The following is an 18,824-nucleotide window of genomic DNA, read 5'->3' on the forward strand; positions in this document are numbered from 1 at the left end:
CGAGGCAACTAAGACACTGGGAGTATCTCCATGAGCGCGAGCGCAACCGAACTGAATATGAGCAATCAGCGAAGGTGGTGGGCCCTCACCGCCGCAGCACTCGTCGTGCTGACCGTCGGCCTTGACGGCACGATCTTGAACACGGCTCTGCCGACTCTCGCGGTCGACCTGCATGCCTCGACCGCCGACCTGCAGTGGATCAACAACGCTTACATCTTGACCATGGCTATTGCACTGTTGCCCGCGGGACTCCTGGGCGACCGATGGGGCCGCAAGCGCGTGCTGGTGGGCGGGCTGATCGTCTTCGCTGCCGGTTCACTACTCTGCGCGCTTTCACCCACGACGGGCATGTTGATCCTGGCGCGAGCACTGCTCGGTGTCGGCGCCGCGATTCTCATCTCGCTGTGCATGTCGCAGGTCGTCGTCTTGTTCAGCCCCGAAGAGAGACCGACGGCGGTTGCGATCGTCACCAGCGCCAATCTTGTCGGTTTTCCCCTTGGACCCATCCTGGGCGGAGTGCTCCTGCAGCACTTCGACTGGGGCGTGATCTTTCTCCTCAATGTGCCCGTCGTTCTCTTCGCGCTCGTCGCGGTCGCCCTCCTCATCCCGGAATCGCGAAATGGGCTGCGGTCTCGACTGGACGCCGTCGGGATCGGTCTCACCGCCATTGGGATCGTGGGGCTGAGCTACGGCGTCATCAACGCCGGCAACGTGGGGTGGGGCGATCTGTTCAGCATTCCGCTGATCGCGGCCGGAGCCCTTGCTCTCGCCGTGCTGGTGATCTGGGAGCGGTGGGTAGAGCGACGTCGCGAGCCACTCATCGATATGGCCCTGTTCAGATCGCGGGATTTCGTGCTGGGCACGCTTCTCGCCACGATTGTGAGCTTCGCCATGTTCGGGGTGTTCTTCAACGTCCCTCAGTACCTGCAAAACATCGAACGTGTCGATGCCCTCGGAACCGGGCTCAGACTCCTCCCGATGGTCGGCGGCCTTGTGGTCGGGGTTCTGATCACCAGTCGTCTCGCCTCTCGCGTTCGGCCCACCTCGCCTGTCATCGTCGGCCTCGCCCTGATGACCGCCGGAGCCGTCACCGGCGGTCTGACGACAGCAAGTGGGTATGTCGTTTTGGCAACCTGGATGACGGTCTTCGGCGCGGGCATCGGCTTGGCCATGACGACCACGACCGCGGTTGCCATGCGCACGCTGAGCGCCGCACGCGCAGGCTCCGGCTCTGCTCTCATGCTCACTCTCCGCCAGATCGGCAGCGCCCTTGGCGTTGCGGTCCTCGGCACCGTCGTCACGACCGCTTATCGAGACAGTATCGACCATGCGAATCTCCCGTCCGGCACTGCCGCGACGATCCGGTCCAGCGCCGCAACGGGTGTAGCTGCTGCCCGCGCACTGCATGCGGATGCTGCGGTGGCTGCGGCGCGCGAGGCGTTTCTGGACGGGATGAGCGTCTCACTGCTCGTCTGTGCGGCGGTGAGCACAGGCGCGCTGGTCATCACCATGCTGATGCTGGCGGCACAGCGTCGGCGCGACGACGCGGCGTGACCTCGCGTGTCCGCTCGCTCACGCGCTCAGGGACAATCGCGATGCGTCGAATCGTTCGCACGCAGGCCCACATTCGGTGGCCAGGAGCCCGTTCTTTTCGGTGTGAGGGCGACGGCAGCGATGATCGCTCCGAGGAGGGCGATGGCGGCACCGAGGAGAGATGATGCGTGGAACCCGGCAATGAAGGCCTGGTCGGAGGCCGTCGTGATCGCGGAAGCACCGGCACCGCTCAGCCCGAGCGAGTCGAGCATGCCCTGGGTGGCCTGGATGGAGGCGGCCGCCGTGCTGCGCAGACCCTCGGGGATCGCATCGAGATGACCGGTGATCCGTGTCCGGTACGTGCTGGTGAGGACTGCGCCGAGCACGGCCGTGCCGAGTGCCCCGCCGATCTGCCGGAAGGCGTTGCTGGCCGCGGATGCGGTGCCGGCACGTTCTCGGGGAACCGACCCCATGATGGCCGCGGACGCGGAGGGCATGATGAACGCGATACCGACGCCGATGAGAAACATCGCGACCTCGACGATCCAGAGCGAGGTGCCGCTGTCGAGAGTGGCGAACAGCAGGAGCGCCGCAGTGAGGGCGAGCATCCCGAACGCCCCGGTGGCACGTGCACCGAACCGGGCGGCGAGCCTGGGCGTCTGCGAAGAGAACACGAGCTGGGCGATCGCGAGGGGAAGCATGAGCAGCCCGACAGCGAGCACGTCGAGCCGGCGGAGGCTGAGAAGGTAGAACGTGACGGTGAAAGTTACGCCGAGCATCGCGAAGAACGCGAGCGTCATGACCGTGATCGACCCGGAGAACTCGCGTACCCGGAACCAGCCGACAGGCAGCAGCGGATCCGCGGCGCGCCGCTCCCAGAGCAGGAAACCGGCCAGAACGATGGCTCCGGCCAGTACGACGCCCCATACGTTCGGGCTGGTCCAGTCGCCGGTGTCACCGCCTTCGATGATCCCGTCGACGAGCAGCACCATGCCCAGCAGTGAGAGCACGATGCCGGGGATGTCGAACCGCCCCGGGCGGGGGTTGCGGGACTCCGGCACGACCACAGCCATCGCGATCAGGGCGATGATGACGACCGGCACGTTGACCAGGAAGATCGATCCCCACCACAAGTGGTCCAGCAGCAGCCCGCCGAGAATCGGTCCGGCCGCGACCGCGACACCGACGCCGCCGGACCAGATGCCGATCGCCTTGGGGCGCTCCTGCGGGGTGAACGTGTTCGTGATGATCGCGAGCGTCGTCGGGGTGACCAGCGCCGCCGCGAGTCCGAGCACGGTGCGCCCGGCGATGAGCATCGGGCCGTTCACCGCGAACGCACACCACGCCGATGTCAGCCCGAACAACACCATCCCGATAAGCAGCACCCGCTTCCGACCGAAGCGGTCGGCGAGAGCCCCGGCCGTGAGCAGCCCGCCGGCCATGACGAGCGTGTAGGAATTGATCGCCCACAAAAGCTCGCCCTGTGTCAGCCCCAGCCCGGCCGGAGCCGGCTGAGAGAGCCTCTGCACGGCCATGCCGAGGATCGTCGTGTCCAGCTGGACCACGAGCAGGCTCAGTACGAGCGTTCCGAGCACCCACCAGCGCCGTGGCGAGCTCTCCAGCACGATCTTCTCTTTCAACACGCACCCTCCAAATGCATCACCTGTTGTATTTAGAGTAGGCATACTAGGCGACTAGTTGCAACACCTGGTGTGTTAGCGTGAGGGCATGCAAATAGATGCCGTGACGGAGCGAACCGGCGGCCGCAACGCCCGGGTCCGAGCGGCGGTGCTCGGCGCACTCGCCGAACTGCTCGCCGAGAAGCCCGTCGAGTCGATCACGACTTCAGAGGTCGCCCGCCGCTCCGGCGTGAACCGCTCGACTCTGCATCGGCGCTGGGGCGGGATGCCGGGGCTGCTCGCCGACCTCGCCGTCGAGGAGCTCAACGAGCACAGTCCGATCCCCGACGATGCGGGCGATCTTCGCAGTGAGCTGCAGCAGTGGGCTGCGCGTGTCGTCGACGCCCTCAATGCCCACCCGGCTGGACACTCGCCCTTCGTCGTCGCTCTGCTGCGCGTTATCCAGGACGGCCATCCACCCGGCGAGCTCTTGCAAGAACGCGTCGACGTGCTCGAGCAGATGCTCTCACGTGCAGCCAAGCGTGGCGAACGAGTGACGCTGACCGCCCTCGACCTCGTGGAGATCGTCCTCCTGCCGATCTACGCCACCCGGCTCTTCACGCTCGAGCCCCTCGAACCTGAGATCGCACACCGCCTTGTCGACCGCTTCCTCACCCTGAACGAGTCACATCGTGACCGGGAACGCCGTTCGACACCTTCCTCAACACCGAAGCGCAGACCCACGCCATCCGGTACCGACAGCGCATGACGGAATCTGGACCTCAAACCGCCGATATCGTCGGTGTGAACAACGATCTTCTGGTGGACCCGAGCGCGGTGATCATCGGTACGCTCCTGGCGTTCCTGTTGCGCGCTCATGCTCGCACCGTGGGTCACACCCCTAACGTCCAGGGCTTTCTCAGCCCGTGCGGTCGTCAGCGGTAGTACTCCTCGTCGATACTGGCAAGTCGCGACGAACGGAGGCGAGGACCGAGACCGTAGAACTGCTGGAAGCTCATGATCAACGGGCGCCAGGTGTCCGGGTCGATGCGATGTTCGTAACCGGGCAGCCGGATCTGCGGGTGGACGTGGATGCGCGTCACATGAACCTCAACCGCTGCTGTGTAACCAGCGTTGGCTGGGTCGTCGTCGGCGATCGGCGATGTGGCTACCACCCGCGCTTCCATATTCACAGGACACTCAGCAACCCGTGGCGGGCGCACGGTGTCGGACGGGACGGGTGTCACGCCGGCCCGGGCGAACTTGTCCTTGACCAAGCGGTAGCCCGCTTCGTACTTGGCCGCCGGTACCGGATCGCGCCCGGTGGTCAAGGCAAGGCGATCGACCATATCGGCCATGTCTGCCGAGGGCAGATTCAGCACGCATTCACCGACGTCGATGAGGTTCTCAAAGGTTTTGGAGCGCTTGCCCAGACCGAGGATGGCGTTCTGCCCGAGCCAGAATGCTGAGGACATCGGCATCAGGTTGACGTCGTTCGACTCGCTGACCGTGCTTATCAGGATCACGGGCGTACCCCAGTACAGGATCGCCGGTTCGACCACGTCATGTTCGTAGCGCGGGGTCGGGTTGGCGGCGGAGCAAGTCTCAGTCATGTCGGTCATCCTTGCGGCCCATCGCGTTCGAGACTGGCGGGTTTCGGTCGTCGCTGCCGAGCCGCCACGGGCTCACTCCGCGGCGCGCGCCCGATGGATTCGTGTCGCCCGCTCTTAATGGAATGGCTGTCTGTGGAGCGGACCGGCTAGGCTCTCGCAGTGAAAGGCGTTTGAGCCGTTATCAGCGGCGAGCCCCGGGAAGAACAGGTTTCGATAAGGTCAACCACCGAAGCCCCAGTAGAACCCGGCGGGTAGGCCCGTCACAGCCATGAATGAGCGGCCCCCATGCTCGACCAGGGGCAAGCAGGGTGGTACCGCGGCACGTGATGTCGTCCCTGCGGTTGGACAAGCCCGAACCGCAGGAGACCTAGCCGATGACGTACCCCAAGGTCACGACCGCCGAGAACGGCAGAGTGCCGAGCAGCCCCCGGTTCCCGGAGATCGAGGAGCGGATCCTGGCCTACTGGGAGCAGGACGGCACGTTCCAGGCGTCGGTCGACCAGCGCGAGGCGGGCGAGAACGGCGCCAACGAGTTCGTCTTCTACGACGGCCCGCCGTTCGCCAACGGACTGCCCCACTACGGCCACCTGCTGACCGGCTACGTGAAGGACATCGTCCCGCGCTACCAGACCATGCGCGGGCACCGGGTCGAGCGCCACTTCGGTTGGGACACTCACGGCCTGCCGGCCGAGCTCGAGGCGATGCGACTGAACGGCATCAAGACGACCGACGAGATCGTCGAGATGGGCATCGACAAGTTCAACGCAGCCTGCCGTGCGTCGGTGCTGAAGTACGCCGGCGAGTGGCGCGACTACGTGACCCGCCAGGCGCGGTGGGTCGACTTCGACCACGGCTACAAGACGCTCAACCCCGACTACATGGAGTCGGTGATCTGGGCGTTCAAGCAGCTCTACGACAAGGGCCTGATCTACGAGGGCTTCCGGGTCCTGCCGTACTGCTGGAACGACGAGACCCCGCTGTCCAACCACGAGCTGGGGATGGACGACGACGTCTACCAGGACCGCCAGGACCCGGCGGTCACCGTCGGCTTCAGCATCACGACCCCTGGTGAGCTCGAGGGCGCGAAGCTGCTGATCTGGACCACGACGCCGTGGACTCTGCCGAGCAACCTCGCGGTCATGGTCGGCACCGGGATCGAGTACGTCGCGGTCGCGGTCGACGGGGTCCGCTACGTCCTAGCGGCGGCCCGGCTGGCCGCCTATCAGCGCGAGCTGGGGGAGGACCCCGAGATCGTGTGGCGCGGAACCGGCGCCGACCTGCTCGGAGTGGCCTATACGCCGCCGTTCTCCTACTACGCGGGCCACGAGAATGCCTTCCGTGTGGTCGCCGCCGACGAGGCGGTTACGACTACCGACGGCACCGGGCTGGTGCACAGCGCCGGGGCCTTCGGTGAGATCGACAAGGAGGTCACCGACCGCGAGGGCATCGCGGCGGTGATGCCGGTCGGCAAGGACGGTCGGTTCACCGCGCCCGTCGACGAGTACGCCGGGATGCTGGTCTTCGACGCCAACTTGCACATCATCGACCACCTCAAGGCCGCAACCCGCGGCGAGCAGAACGGCGCGGTCACGGGCGGGACGGTGCTGCTGCGCCGCGAGACGTACACCCACTCCTACCCGCACTGCTGGCGCTGCCGGAACCCGTTGATCTACAAGGGCGTGAGCAGCTGGTTCGTCGAGGTAACGAAGTTCAAGGACCGGATGTTGGAGCTCAACCAGCAGATCCGCTGGGTGCCTGAGCACATCAAGGACGGCCAGTTTGGCAAGTGGCTCGCCAATGCGCGCGACTGGTCGATCACCCGCAACCGGTTCTGGGGCAGCCCGGTGCCGGTGTGGAAGTCCGACGACCCGGCCTACCCCCGCCTGGACGTCTACGGCTCCTTCGCCGAGATCGAGCGCGACTTCGGCGCGCTGCCGACCAACGCCGACGGCGAGCGGGACCTGCACCGTCCCTGGGTCGACGAGCTCACCCGGCCCAACCCTGATGACCCGCGACCTGACGATCAGAAGTCCACAATGCGCCGGGTCACCGACGTGCTCGACGTGTGGTTCGACTCCGGGTCGATGTCGTACGCCCAGAGCCACGTGCCGTTCGAGAACTCCGACTGGTTCGCTGGGCCCAATGGCGACTTCGTCGGTGGTCACTTCCCGGCGGACTTCATCGTCGAGTACATCGGTCAGACGCGTGGCTGGTTCTACATGCTTCACATCCTGGCCACGGCAATCTTCGATCGGCCGGCGTTCTCGTCGTGCATCAGCCACGGGATCGTGCTGGGCTCGGACGGCAACAAGATGTCGAAGTCGCTGCGCAACTACCCCGGCGTCTCCGAGGTCTTCGACCGCGACGGGGCCGACGCAATGCGCTGGTTCCTGGTGTCGAGCCCGATCCTGCGCGGCGGCAACCTGATTGTGACCGAGCAGGGCATCCGTGACTCGGTGCGCCTGGTGATGATCCCGCTGTGGAACAGCTGGCACTTCTTCAGCCTCTACGCCAACGCCGCCCGGCTCGAGGCCCAGTGGTCGACGGCGAGCACGGACCCGCTGGATCGCTACATCCTGGCCAAGACCCGGGACTACGTGCGCCAGATGACCGAGGCGCTGGACCTCTATTACGTCGCCGACGCCTGCGAGGCCACCCAGCGCTTCCTCGACGTCTTGACCAACTGGTACATCCGCCGATCGCGCGACCGGTTCTGGAACGAGGAGCAGGCCGCCTTCGACACGCTCTACACCGTGCTCGAGGTCGTCTGCCGGGTGACCGCGCCGCTGCTGCCGCTGACCACCGAGGAGATCTGGCGCGGCCTGACCGGTGAGCGCTCGGTGCACCTTGCCGACTGGCCCAGCGACGCCGAGTGGAGCCCCCCGGCCGAGCCCGGCGCAGACGCCGAGCCCCTCGAGGCGCACGACACGGCCCTCGTAGAGGCGATGGACGCCATCCGTGACGTCTGCTCGGCCACCTCCGCGCTGCGCAAGGCCCGTCAGCTCCGCAACCGGCTCCCGCTGGCCGGTCTGACGGTGGTCGGCGGCCCGGAGATCGCAGGGTTCGAGGAGATCGCCGCGCAGATCATCGGCGATGAGGTCAACGTCAAGGGCGTCCGGCTGCTCGACGCGGAGGCCGAGGAAGCCCAGGGATTCGGCGTGGAGCAGCGCCTGAGTGTCAACGCGCGAGCGGCCGGTCCGCGGCTCGGCAAGGACGTCCAGCTGGCGATTAGGGGCTCGAAGTCGGGTGACTGGTCGGTCGCGCCGGACGGCTCAGTCACCGCGGGCGGCCTGGCGCTGGTCGATGGGGAGTACTCCCTGGAGACGGTCGCCGGCTCGACCGACGCAAACCGGGCGGTCGGCATGCTGCCGGCGGGCGGCTTCGTGGTGCTCGACACCGCGGTGACGCCCGAGCTCGCCGCCGAGGGCCTGGCCCGCGACCTGGTCCGCGCCGTGCAGCAGGCGCGCAAGGACGCCGGCCTCCACGTCGAGGACCGGATCGCGCTCACCCTCGCCGGCGGCGCGGGTGTGCAGGCTGCGGCGACGGCGCACGAGGCGCTGATCGCCCAGGAGACGCTCGCCACCTCCTACACAGTCGTCGAGCGAGCCGCTGGCGTCGGCGTGACGGTGGGCGACGGTGAGCGCGCGACCGTCGCGCTGATCAAGGCGGAGGAGTCGCCCTGAGGTGGGAATCAATGTCGCGATGCGCACGGAGTTGGAGCCTTGGCTGGAGTCAAAGACTTCGGGGAAGATTCTGTTGGTCGACGCAACATTGAGTCGTTTCGGCTAGCGTAGCGCGGCAGTCGGAGGTATTGCGCGGGCTGCTCGGAACCTGTCGCTCAACGTCTCCAGCACCGGCTGCGAGTAGCTTCAGGCCATGGATGTCCTGCAGCGCTCCGCAGCGATAGCGCGCTCATTGGGGATATCCGTGGAGCAGGCCACCGAGTTGGATGGCGGCAATCAGAATCACGTGGTCCGGGTACGGGGCGGGAGGCGCGACGTAGTTGTGCGCTTCGCGAAGGACGACACGCGGATGTTGGTGGACCCATTCGATGTCGAGGCGTGGTGTCTGACGGCCACGGCGGAAGCGGGCATCCATACTTCGCCGCTCGTGGCGCGCGGCACCGCCGACGGCTTGTCGTACCTCGTGGTCGGTCACCTGCCAGGCACGGTCGCGGCTGCCAATGACCTCCACGCCTGGCGAGAGATCGGCCGGATCGCAGCCGCCTTGGCAGAAGTCGACGTCGCGACGGCCCCCGACGCATTCTTCACACGATTCGGTCGGAATCCCGCGGAGGCGTGGGATGCGCACCTGGGCTACAACTTCGCCGCCCTCGAAGGTGACGATCCGCTCGTCGATTTCGGAATATACCGAGAGCCGGATCGCTCCAAGCTCAGAAATGTGTTGGCTAGCTTGCGCGCGCGAAGACTGAGTCAGGGCCTCGTCCACGGCGATCTGTCGACGCGGAATCTCTTGGTCAATGAGCGGTATGCGGTCGTCGATTGGGGATCCGCTCACAGCGGCCCAACCTGCTGGGGAGACCTCGACCAAATCAACCGCTGGCGGCTGCTGGGCGACCCTGAGTCACCTGTCAGCGAAGCCGCTTGGTCCTCTGCCCTCGGCGGCGCCGGCCTGACTGATGCTCAGGCAGCGCCAGTGCTTGCCGAGCTGGCGGTGCTGCACGCGCTGGATGTAGTGCGCTGGTCGTACACGAGCCGACCGGACCGTCTTGACGAACTCGTTCATCGCTCGGCCAGGCTGCTTCGCGTGCTGGGACTGACATCTTGAGCGCGGCGCACATGCAGCATCCCGCAAACCGGCTCCTCAGACAGGCTCCGCCTGGCGATTCGAGACGGTGCGAAGTCAGCTCGCGGGCAGCCGTGCCAGCCACTCCCGTATTCCGTTGATGTGCGCCGGGGTGATGCCGCGGTGCCGGTTCGGTGCGATGAGCAGGCTCGGTGTGCCGCGGGTGCGGCGTTTCACGTTGCCGAAGATGCCCCCGCGATCGGTGCCGATGTCGCTGTAATTGGGCCTGCCGTCGTCGTCGATCCAGATGAAGGGCATGCCGCCGATGGCTTCCTGGTCTGCGAGCACCAGGAGGAGCTTGGGGTGCGGCCGGAACGGCGGCGGCGCATCCTCGTCGAGCTCCTCGTCGTCTTCGTCATCGACGTCGGGCCATTCGGGCTCCACGCCGCCGCGCAGCCCGTCGATCTCGTCCGTGAGGACGCGGATGCCGTCACGCGGGAAACCGGACAGCCAGGACGTCGCCCACACGAGCCGCAGTCGGAACTCCTCCCGCAGCTCGTCGAGCGCGGTGATCAGCGAGGGCGACCATGGCACGCTGATCTCCCGCTCATCCTCGGTCGGGCGCAATCCGATGGTGAGTCCGCGCCGGTCTGGCCACAGCAACGGCTGGAACCGGTAGCTGGTCGCATGCCGGTGGTCCGGCACAGGGCTGACCACCCCATCGATATCCAGATACAGCGTCGCCAGGCACCGCCCCGTCTCTTCTGGCCCACGGTCGGAATCATTCATCACGCACCCCCTTTTGCCAGGCCTGCGAGCCAGTCGTCGATCAGGGTGAACGGGATCGGGGCGTATCCGAACGCGTCCACGCCGACGTGGAACTGGTTGCCCAGACCTCCGCGGTCGCGGGCGTGGGTATGCCCATGGATCAGCGGGGTGCCGTCATCGACGGGGCGCTTGCTCTGGTGGCGCTCGAGCTCCTGGGAGTCGCCGCGGTAGGGGTAGTGGCTTGCCCGCAGGCGGCGCCCGTTGCGGGTGCCGTCGAGGATCTCGGGCAGGATCGTCCACCCCTGCTCCTCGTAGAGCGGCCGGAATCTCTCGATCGCCGTCTTGGTCTGGGTGGCGGTGGAGACGCGGTCGTGGTTGCCGGGCACCAGGAACTTCCGGCCGTTCAGCCGCCCGGTGATCGGAAGCGACTCCGTGATCGGGCCGAGCGCGAGGTCCCCGAGGTGCAGCACCGCGTCACCCGGTCCGACGAGCGCGTTCCACCGCGCGACGAGCGCCTCGTCCATCTCCTCGACGGTCGCGAAGGGGCGGCCGGCGAGTTCGCTGATGCGCGCGTGGCTGAAGTGCGTGTCGGAGGTCACGAACGCGAACGGGTCGAAGTCGAACACGCCCGTCATCCTGCCCGCATCCTCCGACATCGTGTTCATCGCCGCTCCTTGGCGGCGCGCTGTTGTTGGAGAGCACGCGAGTGCTCCCGGAAGACCCGCCCGACGCGCAGGCTGCGGGTGACGCCGGGCTCCCAGCTGACCCACCCGCGCCGTTTCCACTCGATCGCCGCGAACAGACGGAACTCGCCCGCGAGCCGGCGCCGCTGCGGATACGCGTAACCGTCCGGGAACGGTGCCGGCAACCCCGACGTATCCGGCAAGAGGTAGGTGAACAGCTCCGAGAACGTGGGCCCACGTCCGGTCTTGCGCCGGGTGCGGGCGATGAAGATCGCGGCGGCGAGACCCCATTCGTCAGCCGTGTCCTCGCCGGTGAGGGTCTCGGACACCGCTGTCCAGGCGGTAGGCGGCGGATCCGGGGCGGCTCTCCACCAGATAGGGCGTGGGTCGACGATCAACGGCACCTCGACAATCAGGCCGAGGATGCTGGACTTCCAGTCTCGGCCGGAGCTTCTGCGGGCAGCGGCACACGTGCAAAGCCGTAAGCGCCGGAGGCGCCGTGGTCGAGAACTGATTGTTTCGTATAGCCACCTGAATTATGCCATACCGATTAGGCCATACAGGCTGCGTGCGGTCGCGACGCTGAGGAGGTGGTCAAGCGTGGGAGTGATGACGACGGCGCATGGCGCCGCTACGCCGCCGACCTCGCCACCAATCTGCGCCGCCTGCGTCTCGCGCGTGACCTGAGCCAGGAGGAGGTCGCATATCGCGCCGGGCTTACCCGCTACACCTACCAGAAGTACGAGAAGGGGGAGTCCCGGCCCGGAGCAGCGGCGAACCCGACGATCAGGTCGCTGTTGGCGCTCGCGCAGGTGCTCGAGGCGCCGCTGAGCGACATCCTGCCGGCGACGGCTCCGGATCTGCGCGTGCGTTAGCCCCAGGCTCGCCCGCTGGCCATCGATGGCGGCACCGCTGCACCGCCGCTTGGGTGCTCAGGCGAGCGCCTTCTGGAGCGCGGCCTCCACCGCTGCCCAGGGGAGCCGCTCCTGCTCCAAACGTTTCGGGACCTCGGAGGCGGTCAGCTGGTGAAGCGACTCCCGCTCGGTCGCGGTCAGGGTCTCGTACGGGGGATCCCATTTCAACGTGCCGTCGTCGTTGATGAGCTCGCGGTGGGCGCGGAGTGTGTCGGAATCCATGAGAACCGATTGGAGGCGCGGCAGCGCTGCGCGGGCGCGAGACAGCAGGGTGAGCCCGTGACGGTCGAGGTCGCCCCAATACCAGACGCCGCCCGAGGGGATCCACGGCAGTTGCTCCAAGGCGCTGATGTGGTTACCGAGGGAGTGGATGATCACGAGCCCAATGCGGTCGCCGATCGGAAGTGCGGACTCCTTGTTCTCGACGATGAGGACGCGCTCGGGGCGGAGGGGAAGTGCGGCGATCTCGCTGATCGGGGCGTTGACGTGGCGGATGCCGCCGATTTTCGCGCGGTCATGCGGGTCGGCGAGGATGACGTCGACGTGCACCGGCAGGGGTTTGAGGCCGAGCTGGTCGAGCACCTCGTCGCTCAGCTCGTCCGCGTCGGCGTCGTCTGCCGGTGCGGCTTCCGCGTCGCGGTGAAGGAGCGCGGTGACAAGGCCGCGGTGGCGAGCGAGCCATTTCGTGTGCAGCCCCGGTACGTTCACTTGACGTAGCGTCTTGCCGCTGCGCGGGTTGGCGGTGAACCAGGTGACGACCTGAAGCAGCAGCTCGAAGTCGGCGTCGGTGAGGTCGATGAGACGCGAGAGGATCGGGCTCAGCTGCCGGTGCGAGCAGCCGAGCGCGGTCAGTTGCGGGTAGCGTCTGCTCGCGCATGCCCAGTGGTCGCGCGTGCGGGCGGTGAGCGCGGCGAGTGCATGCGCGCCGTGAAGCTCGACGTGCGTGTAGATCCGCTCGGCGCCCCACGATGTGCGCACTTCGCGGGTGCGCAGCAGAGCCTCGGGGTGGGCGGCCGACCAGGCGGCCCAGGTGCGCGCCCAGGCGGCGACGTCGTCGTCGTGCTGCTCGATGTGCGCCCGGATGAGGCCGGCGCTGCCGGGCCAGCCGAGGGTGCAGCTGAACGGTTTCAGCGGCGGGGCGCCGAGCCAGTCTCGCCATTCGTTGTCGTACCGCTTGGCGAGGGCGCGCTGGAGGTCCTCGGGCGTCTTCATCAGGCCGCCTCGGGCTCGTCGTCGTCTTCTGCGCCGCGGTCGAGGGCTTCCTGGATGGTCATTTCGTAGATGTGGACGCCGCGAGGGTTGGCGGGATCGGTGCTGATATAGGCGACGGATTCGATGTGGTCTTCGAATGCGGGGGCTTTCTCGCGGGGTGCGCCGATGAGGACTTGGAAGCCAAGTGCGGACAGGGCGCGCAGGGAGCGGCCGGTGAAGTCGGAGTCGGATTTCACGAAGCCCTCGTCCAGGATGATCGAGGCGTAGGTGGGGACGCGCTCCTCGCCTTCGCCGAGGCGGTAGCGCAGGGCGGCGCCGAGGATGAACGCGATGAGCTGCTGACCTTCCCCGCCGCTCATGCCTGCCACGCCGTCGTGGATGAGCGTTTCCCCGTCGGGCTGGGTCTCGGCGGCGCGGAACTCGAAGTGGTGGCGGGCGTCGAAGACGCGGTTGCGCCACGCTTCGGATGTCCGGGAGGAGTCTTCGAGGCGCTTGAGCTCGGTGCGCATGGTGAGGAAATCGGCCTCGGTCTTCGCGTCGTCGCTGAGAGCAGCCAGGACGCCCACGGTGTTGTTGGTGTGCGCGGTGATGGTCTCGCGCAGGTGCGTAAGTTCTGGAGTGGGCAGCTCGACAGCTTCAATGGCAAGCACTGACCCGTTGCGGAAGGGGATGCCGGCAAGGACCGCGTTGATGGGGTCCAGGCCTCGGCGGATCGTGCGTCGATCCTCCTCGATCTCCGTCAGGAGGTTGCGCAGGTCCTTGTTCATCTCCTTCTTGGCCATGCTCAGCCACCGGTTCTTGGCGCTGGGCAGGTCGTCATTGATGAGCCGCTGGCGGATGCTCATGAGCGCGGGAACGGCGTTGATGCTCTCGTCGATCATGCGGGCGGCCTGGTCGTCGAGGCTGCGGAAGGTGCGGATGACGTACAGCAGTGAGCGCTCGGCATAGTCGGCGTCGCGCTGGTGCTGCTCGAGTTGTGCACGCAGCGCCGCGGCGGATTGGGCGAGACTGCTCTCCAGCGCCTTCTCGATCGCGGCGTCGCTGGCGCTGGGCGCCCAGGTGGGGGCGGCGAACGGCAGCGGTGACAGCTCGTGCCGCTCGTGCGCGGTCAGCGGCGCGCCCGCCTCGAGGAGCCGCGCGCAGAGGTCCTTGGCCGTCTCTAGGAGCCCCCAGGCTGCCTCCTTCGCCTGCCGGTCCTCGGCGATCTTGTTCACACGGGTGCCGGCCTGGATCGCAGCGGCCAGGGCGTCTTGAACCCGGGCGGCGCGTGCGGCGTTCTCGGGGGTGTCGGCGGCTTGAAGCTCGGCGGCAAGAGCGCTCGTGCGGCGCTCGGCCTTCCGCCGGTCTAGGTCCTCCCAGTTCGTGTCCTCGAGGAGGCTCCGGAGCGTGTGTGCGCGCGTGCGGGCCTGTTCGTAGGCGGTCTGGGCGTCGGCTTCGCGGGTGCGGGCGCTGGCGAGGTCTATTTTGCGCTGGGCGAGTTCTTGCTCGATCTCGTGGCGCAGCTGCCTGGTGTCCCAGCCGATCCACTTGTAGCGGCGGTAGGAGTCGTCTTTGACATAGCGGCCGTGGGCTGCGGTGCGCAGGCCCGCGCGGGTGACAGCGCCAGTCATGCCGACAGGTCGTGGGGTTTCCAGTTGCGTGTCGTCCTCGACGTAGCGGTAGGAGAACCGGTCGTTGAGCTGTGCGGACAGCCATCCGGCATAGGGGGAGTCGGCGATCTCCAGCAGCTCGGGGATGGTGCCCGGCTGAGGAGGGAGGATGGGCAGGTCGGGGATGGCTTCGGCCAGTGAGATGCGCCGGCGCAGGTCGTTCCGGTTGACGTCGCGGCGCACGGCCGGCAGGTCGCTGCGGTCGACGATCAGGTCTTGGGCGAGGCCGCCGATAACGGCCAGGACGGCTTTCTCCCAGTCTCGGTATTTCGGCCGGATCTCGATGAGCTCGCCGGCGAACTTCAGCCGGTGTGTGGGGATCTCGGTGCGCGCGGCGATGTCGTTGCGGAGCTTGTCATCCTCGCCGGGGACGTTGCTGGTTTCTGACAGCCCGGCGAGTTCTTTCTCGGCCGTCCGGTATGCGGTGGCGTGCTGCCCGGCGGCCAGGACCGCGTCCTTGGCTGCGGCGGCCAGGGCGTCTCGGTGGCCTTCCAGCTCGGTCAGCAGGGCGCCGCCGTCGTGGGTGAGGCGCAGCGCGCTGTCGCTGTCGTCCGGCAGGGCAAGGTTGAACGCTGCGAGCTTGGCGGCGACGACGGCGCGCTGCCGGTCGGTGCGCTCCAGATCCTCGCGGGCGGCCTGCAGGCGGGCTTTCAGCTCGCCTGTCGGGTCGCCGCCGGCGGCGAGCAGCGCCGCCTGGGCGGCGTCGAGTTCGTCCTTCGCGGCTGCTTCGGCGTCGCGGGCGGCGTGCAGGCTCGCCGTCAGTTGGGTGAGCTCGTCGCGGGCGGTGCGGGCCTGGGTCTCGGCCCAGTCCAGTGTCTTGCTGCGATGCCAGACCTGCAGCCGGCTGGGCGATCCGTCGTCCGGTGCGGCCACGATCGCCAGTTTCGCGCTGTAGGAGGTGCGGGCGTGGTTGTATTGCTCGGCGAATTTTGGCAGCGGCTCCAGGGTCTCCTTGCGGCGGCGCGCCTGCTCGAACTCGTCGTAGAGCTTGGAGGCCTCGCGGTAGGAGGCGAGGGCGTGCTCCCACCGGCGGGGTGCCTGCGGGGTGGTGAGCATATGGTTTTTGAACAGCGTGTCGATGTTGAAGATGCCTTTGGAGGCCTGCGCGAGGTGCAGCAGGTCGTGCGCGTTCTTCTGCGAGTCCTCGGTACGGCCGAGGCCGAGCGAGGTGCGCATGCGGGCGTGGATGCGCTTCTGGGATTGGTCGAACACGTCGCGGCTGTCATTGGCGAACGGGGCGAGGTTGCCGAGGGAGAGCGGCGAGGATCCGGCGCGGTTGCCGGAAAGGGTGTTCAGCGCGCTGAGGTCGAAGTGTCGGTGGAGGAGCCCGTAGATCGTGGTGCTGGCGATCTGCTCGGGTCCGGCGGCGTCTGGGGAGACCCAGGCCAGGCGCAGGGCGGTGACCTGGCGGCCGTCGTCGTGAGTCCAGGTGATGGCGGCGCCGCTGGCGAAACCGGGGGAGCCTTGCGGGCGCAGGTAGCTGATGGTGCCTGTGCGGGCTTTTCCTCCGTCTTTGCGGCGGTCGGTGAGGCCGCGGGCGTAGCTGTAGACGGTGCGTTCTGATCGGCTACTGGCGTCGTCGCGGGCGGCCTGGTTGAACTTCTGCGGATTGGGGAGGATGACGGAGGCCATGGCGTCCAGCAGGGTGGACTTGCCGCGGCCGGAGGGCCCGAGGATGGCGGTGCCGGATCGGGAGACGTGCATGATCTTCCGGCCGTGGTAGGCCCCCCAGTTCAGGATCTGCACCTGTGTGATGCGGAACTGGCCGCTCTCCTCGTCGGTGGTCACTCCTGGTCCTCCTTGTCAGCGTCTTCCTGGTGGTCGGCAGTGGCCATGCCGCTGGGATCCTCGCGACCGTCCTCGGCGGCCTGCCCCGCGTGAGTGGCGGCCACAGTGGCGAGGCTGTCGGGGTCGGCGGCGCGCAGTCGGCGTTCGTAGGCGGCGCGCAGGCCTTCGATCTCCTCCAGCCCGACCAGGGGGACAAGGGCGGGGGAGACGAGGTACAGGTAGTCGGCGTCCTTGTCCGGGTGGATGAGACCGAGCTCGTCGAGTTCTTTGGCAGCGGAGGCGACGCGGGTGGCGAAGCGCGCCTCGTCCTGGCCCTCGTCTTCGCGGTAGGCGCGCAGGAATTCTTCGAACTGGGTGCGGCTGACCACGCGGTGTTCATCGTCAGGGTCGGACAGCTCGGCCTCCTGCCGGAGCATGAGGAGGAGGAAGGATGCGTCCCGGGACAGTGGCCGCTCCTGCCGCAGGAGCGAGCGGGGGGCGCCTTCCTGGCGTGTGTGGCGCTTGAACGCGACGCCCGCCTCGGGGTCGATGTGCAGGTGAAAGTAGAGGTCGGCGAGCCGGTCGGTGATCTCCGGGCGCCAGGCCAGGAGCGCCGCCCATTCGTCGTCGTGTGCGCGGGTGCGCGTGATGAAGCGCTGGCTGAGGATGCGGGTGAGCACCCGCCGGGCTTCCTCGGGCAGCTGGCGGCTGCTGTCTGCGGGCTCCTCCGCGGGCGCGTCGTCGCTGTTGTCGTCGTTCATGGGCGCCCCTTGTCATTGAGGTGGATCTCGCGGTCGAAGATGAGGTGCGGCAGCACGACCTTCAGGCTTCGCTCGTCGGGTCGCTCCAGGTGTACAGCCTCGCTGAGCTCGGTCTGGACCTGCCCGTAGTCGATGGCGAGGTCGAGGAGGCTGACGAGGGTGCCCAAGCGCTGGAATTCGGGCCGGGTCGCCTCGAACGCGTCCGTGCCGGTGACGAGGCGCCTCTTGCGGATCAGGCGGTTGACGGTGCGGGCCACCGCTCGCCGGGAGGTACCGGCGGCCAGGCGCAGCGCCTCCCGGTCGGCGATGGGAATCGGCTCGTCGATCGTCTCTGGCGTGATGTGGACGGTCTGCCTGCTGGTCTCCCGCCACGGGCGCAGGCCGCCGGCGTCGTGCACAGTGGCTTGGCCGATGCCAAGGATGTCCTCATCAAGGGTGCGCCTGCCGGGGTCCGCGAGCGCCCATTGGGTGCCGGCGGACAGCGCCTGGTCGATCAGGGTGAGTACTCGCTGGTTGCGGCCGTCGACGTTGCGGGTGATGAGCCGGCGCAGCGTGGCGGTCCAGCGCAGATAGCTGTCGCGGACTTTGAAGTCCTCGGCGAGCAGCGTTGAGAAGAGGGTGTCGAGCTGGGTGCGTTGCGCCGCGGTCATGTGGGTGCGGGCGAAGTCTTGCGTGAGGATCTCATCCATGTCGGAGCGGATGATCTGGGCTTGGCCGCTGGCGAGCATGTCGGTGAACCCGAGATAGGCGCGGCCCTGGGCGGTCTGCTCCAGCAGGTCGTGCTCGCGCAGGTAGTCGATGACCATCTCGGCTTTGGTCGGGGCGTCGGACAGAGCGCGGCGGGCGACGGCCTGGTGGCGCTGCTCGACGAGCGCGTGAAGACGGCGGAAATCGGCTGGAAGGCTGCGGGTCATCGAGACGACCTCGTCGAGGGCTTGCTGCATCTCGTCGACGGTCGCGGCTCGGATCCGGTCGGTGGCGATGTCGTCTTTCTGCCGTTGGAGCTCCTGGATGCGCTCCTCGATCAGCCGGATGCGGGCCTGCTTGTCGGGGTTGACCTTCGCGGCCAGCTCGTGGACGGCGTGTGCGATGCTGCCCAGGCGCGAGGCGGTGACTGCCGACTGGCCTTCGGCGATGCCCCTGATGATCTCGATCGCCTTCAGCGCGTGCTCCGACAGGGCGTAGCGGATCCGGCCCTCGCTGTCGACGGTCGTGTCCAGCCAGTTGTTGTCCTTCCACTCGCGGCAGCGGTCGGCCGGGTCGCGTCGGTCGTTGCCCCAGTCGCCGGCTTGCACGGCGGCCCGTGCCGCCTCCTCGACGCGCTCGTGGAACCATTCCGGGGAGACGCCATTGGCGTTGCCTTCGAGGTGCTCGGCGAACAGCGGCAGCACCCAGTGGCGGGTGGAGCTGCCCAGCAGCGCGATCGTCGGGGTTTTCAGCGCGTCAGCGAAGTCCTCACGGCTGGCAGGCATGGGGCTCCTTTCGCGGGCATGGCGCCGAGCGGACGCGCCACGCGGATCCTTGCAGCAGCCTCCGACATTCCTCGGTCGCGGCGCTGC

The 18,824-nt window shown here is 67.6% G+C and carries 15 protein-coding genes; 6 read left to right on the plus strand and 9 right to left on the minus strand.

Features of this window, described 5'->3' with window-relative positions:
* Positions 1-30: 30 nt before the first annotated feature.
* Entirely contained in the window at positions 31-1,554 is a 1,524-nt protein-coding gene (locus tag ABD708_RS01180) for a DHA2 family efflux MFS transporter permease subunit (protein ID WP_344751446.1), read from the plus strand.
* A 26-nt stretch (positions 1,555-1,580) separates the two neighbouring features.
* On the opposite strand, the gene ABD708_RS01185 is transcribed toward ABD708_RS01180, so the two are convergent.
* A complete protein-coding gene (locus tag ABD708_RS01185; RefSeq protein ID WP_344751447.1) occupies positions 1,581-3,176 on the minus strand; it encodes an MFS transporter in 1,596 nt (531 codons plus the stop codon).
* Between the two features lie 85 nt (positions 3,177-3,261).
* Here ABD708_RS01185 and ABD708_RS01190 point away from each other — a divergent pair, with 85 nt between their 5' ends.
* Positions 3,262-3,921, plus strand: coding sequence for a TetR/AcrR family transcriptional regulator (locus tag ABD708_RS01190; RefSeq protein ID WP_344751448.1), 660 nt, complete (start codon positions 3,262-3,264; stop codon positions 3,919-3,921).
* On the plus strand, positions 3,918-4,097 hold the full coding sequence (locus ABD708_RS01195; protein WP_344751449.1) for a hypothetical protein: 180 nt from the start codon (positions 3,918-3,920) through the stop codon (positions 4,095-4,097). Before ABD708_RS01190 ends, ABD708_RS01195 begins: the two co-directional genes overlap by 4 nt.
* Here ABD708_RS01195 and ABD708_RS01200 read toward each other — a convergent pair.
* Positions 4,088-4,774: a flavin reductase family protein gene (locus ABD708_RS01200; protein WP_344751450.1), complete on the minus strand. Its 687-nt coding sequence runs from the start codon at positions 4,772-4,774 to the stop codon at positions 4,088-4,090. The two genes, ABD708_RS01195 and ABD708_RS01200, sit on opposite strands and share 10 nt — an antisense overlap.
* Positions 4,775-5,139: 365 nt before the next feature.
* Between ABD708_RS01200 and ileS the strand changes: the two genes are divergently transcribed.
* Positions 5,140-8,448, plus strand: coding sequence for an isoleucine--tRNA ligase (gene ileS, locus ABD708_RS01205; protein WP_344751451.1), 3,309 nt, complete (start codon positions 5,140-5,142; stop codon positions 8,446-8,448).
* A gap of 193 nt (positions 8,449-8,641) precedes the next feature.
* The gene (locus tag ABD708_RS01210; RefSeq protein WP_344751452.1) at positions 8,642-9,553 is read left to right on the plus strand and encodes an aminoglycoside phosphotransferase family protein; all 912 of its coding nucleotides are present in this window, start codon (positions 8,642-8,644) and stop codon (positions 9,551-9,553) included.
* Positions 9,554-9,628: 75 nt separating this feature from the next.
* Here ABD708_RS01210 and ABD708_RS01215 read toward each other — a convergent pair whose 3' ends face one another.
* The 3 genes from ABD708_RS01215 to ABD708_RS01225 are packed head-to-tail and all read right to left on the minus strand — an operon-like array spanning position 9,629 to position 11,291.
* The gene (locus tag ABD708_RS01215; protein ID WP_344751453.1) at positions 9,629-10,300 is read right to left on the minus strand and encodes an HAD domain-containing protein; all 672 of its coding nucleotides are present in this window, start codon (positions 10,298-10,300) and stop codon (positions 9,629-9,631) included.
* Entirely contained in the window at positions 10,300-10,944 is a 645-nt protein-coding gene (locus ABD708_RS01220) for a metallophosphoesterase (protein WP_344751454.1), read from the minus strand. Before ABD708_RS01220 ends, ABD708_RS01215 begins: the two co-directional genes overlap by 1 nt.
* On the minus strand, positions 10,941-11,291 hold the full coding sequence (locus tag ABD708_RS01225; RefSeq protein WP_344751455.1) for a hypothetical protein: 351 nt from the start codon (positions 11,289-11,291) through the stop codon (positions 10,941-10,943). Before ABD708_RS01225 ends, ABD708_RS01220 begins: the two co-directional genes overlap by 4 nt.
* 261 nt (positions 11,292-11,552) lie before the next feature.
* Between ABD708_RS01225 and ABD708_RS01230 the strand changes: the two genes are divergently transcribed.
* Positions 11,553-11,837 carry a helix-turn-helix domain-containing protein gene (locus ABD708_RS01230; RefSeq protein WP_344751456.1) on the plus strand — a complete coding sequence of 95 codons (285 nt, stop codon included), beginning with the start codon at positions 11,553-11,555 and terminating at the stop codon, positions 11,835-11,837.
* 57 nt (positions 11,838-11,894) lie between these two features.
* On the opposite strand, the gene ABD708_RS01235 is transcribed toward ABD708_RS01230, so the two are convergent.
* The 4 genes from ABD708_RS01235 to ABD708_RS01250 are packed head-to-tail and all read right to left on the minus strand — an operon-like array spanning position 11,895 to position 18,737.
* Positions 11,895-13,088, minus strand: a complete 1,194-nt coding sequence (locus ABD708_RS01235) for a Wadjet anti-phage system protein JetD domain-containing protein (RefSeq protein ID WP_344751457.1) — start codon at positions 13,086-13,088, stop codon at positions 11,895-11,897.
* Positions 13,088-16,525 (minus strand): ATP-binding protein, encoded by a 3,438-nt coding sequence (locus ABD708_RS01240; protein ID WP_344751458.1) that lies wholly within the window; start codon positions 16,523-16,525, stop codon positions 13,088-13,090. The genes ABD708_RS01235 and ABD708_RS01240 overlap by 1 nt, the downstream gene beginning before the upstream one ends.
* On the minus strand, positions 16,522-17,265 hold the full coding sequence (locus ABD708_RS01245) for a DUF4194 domain-containing protein (RefSeq protein WP_344751459.1): 744 nt from the start codon (positions 17,263-17,265) through the stop codon (positions 16,522-16,524). The genes ABD708_RS01240 and ABD708_RS01245 overlap by 4 nt, the downstream gene beginning before the upstream one ends.
* Positions 17,262-18,737: a DUF3375 family protein gene (locus ABD708_RS01250; RefSeq protein WP_344751460.1), complete on the minus strand. Its 1,476-nt coding sequence runs from the start codon at positions 18,735-18,737 to the stop codon at positions 17,262-17,264. The genes ABD708_RS01245 and ABD708_RS01250 overlap by 4 nt, the downstream gene beginning before the upstream one ends.
* Positions 18,738-18,824 lie beyond the last annotated feature (87 nt).

The organism is Gryllotalpicola koreensis (genome assembly GCF_039538185.1).
Lineage (GTDB): Bacteria > Actinomycetota > Actinomycetes > Actinomycetales > Microbacteriaceae > Gryllotalpicola > Gryllotalpicola koreensis.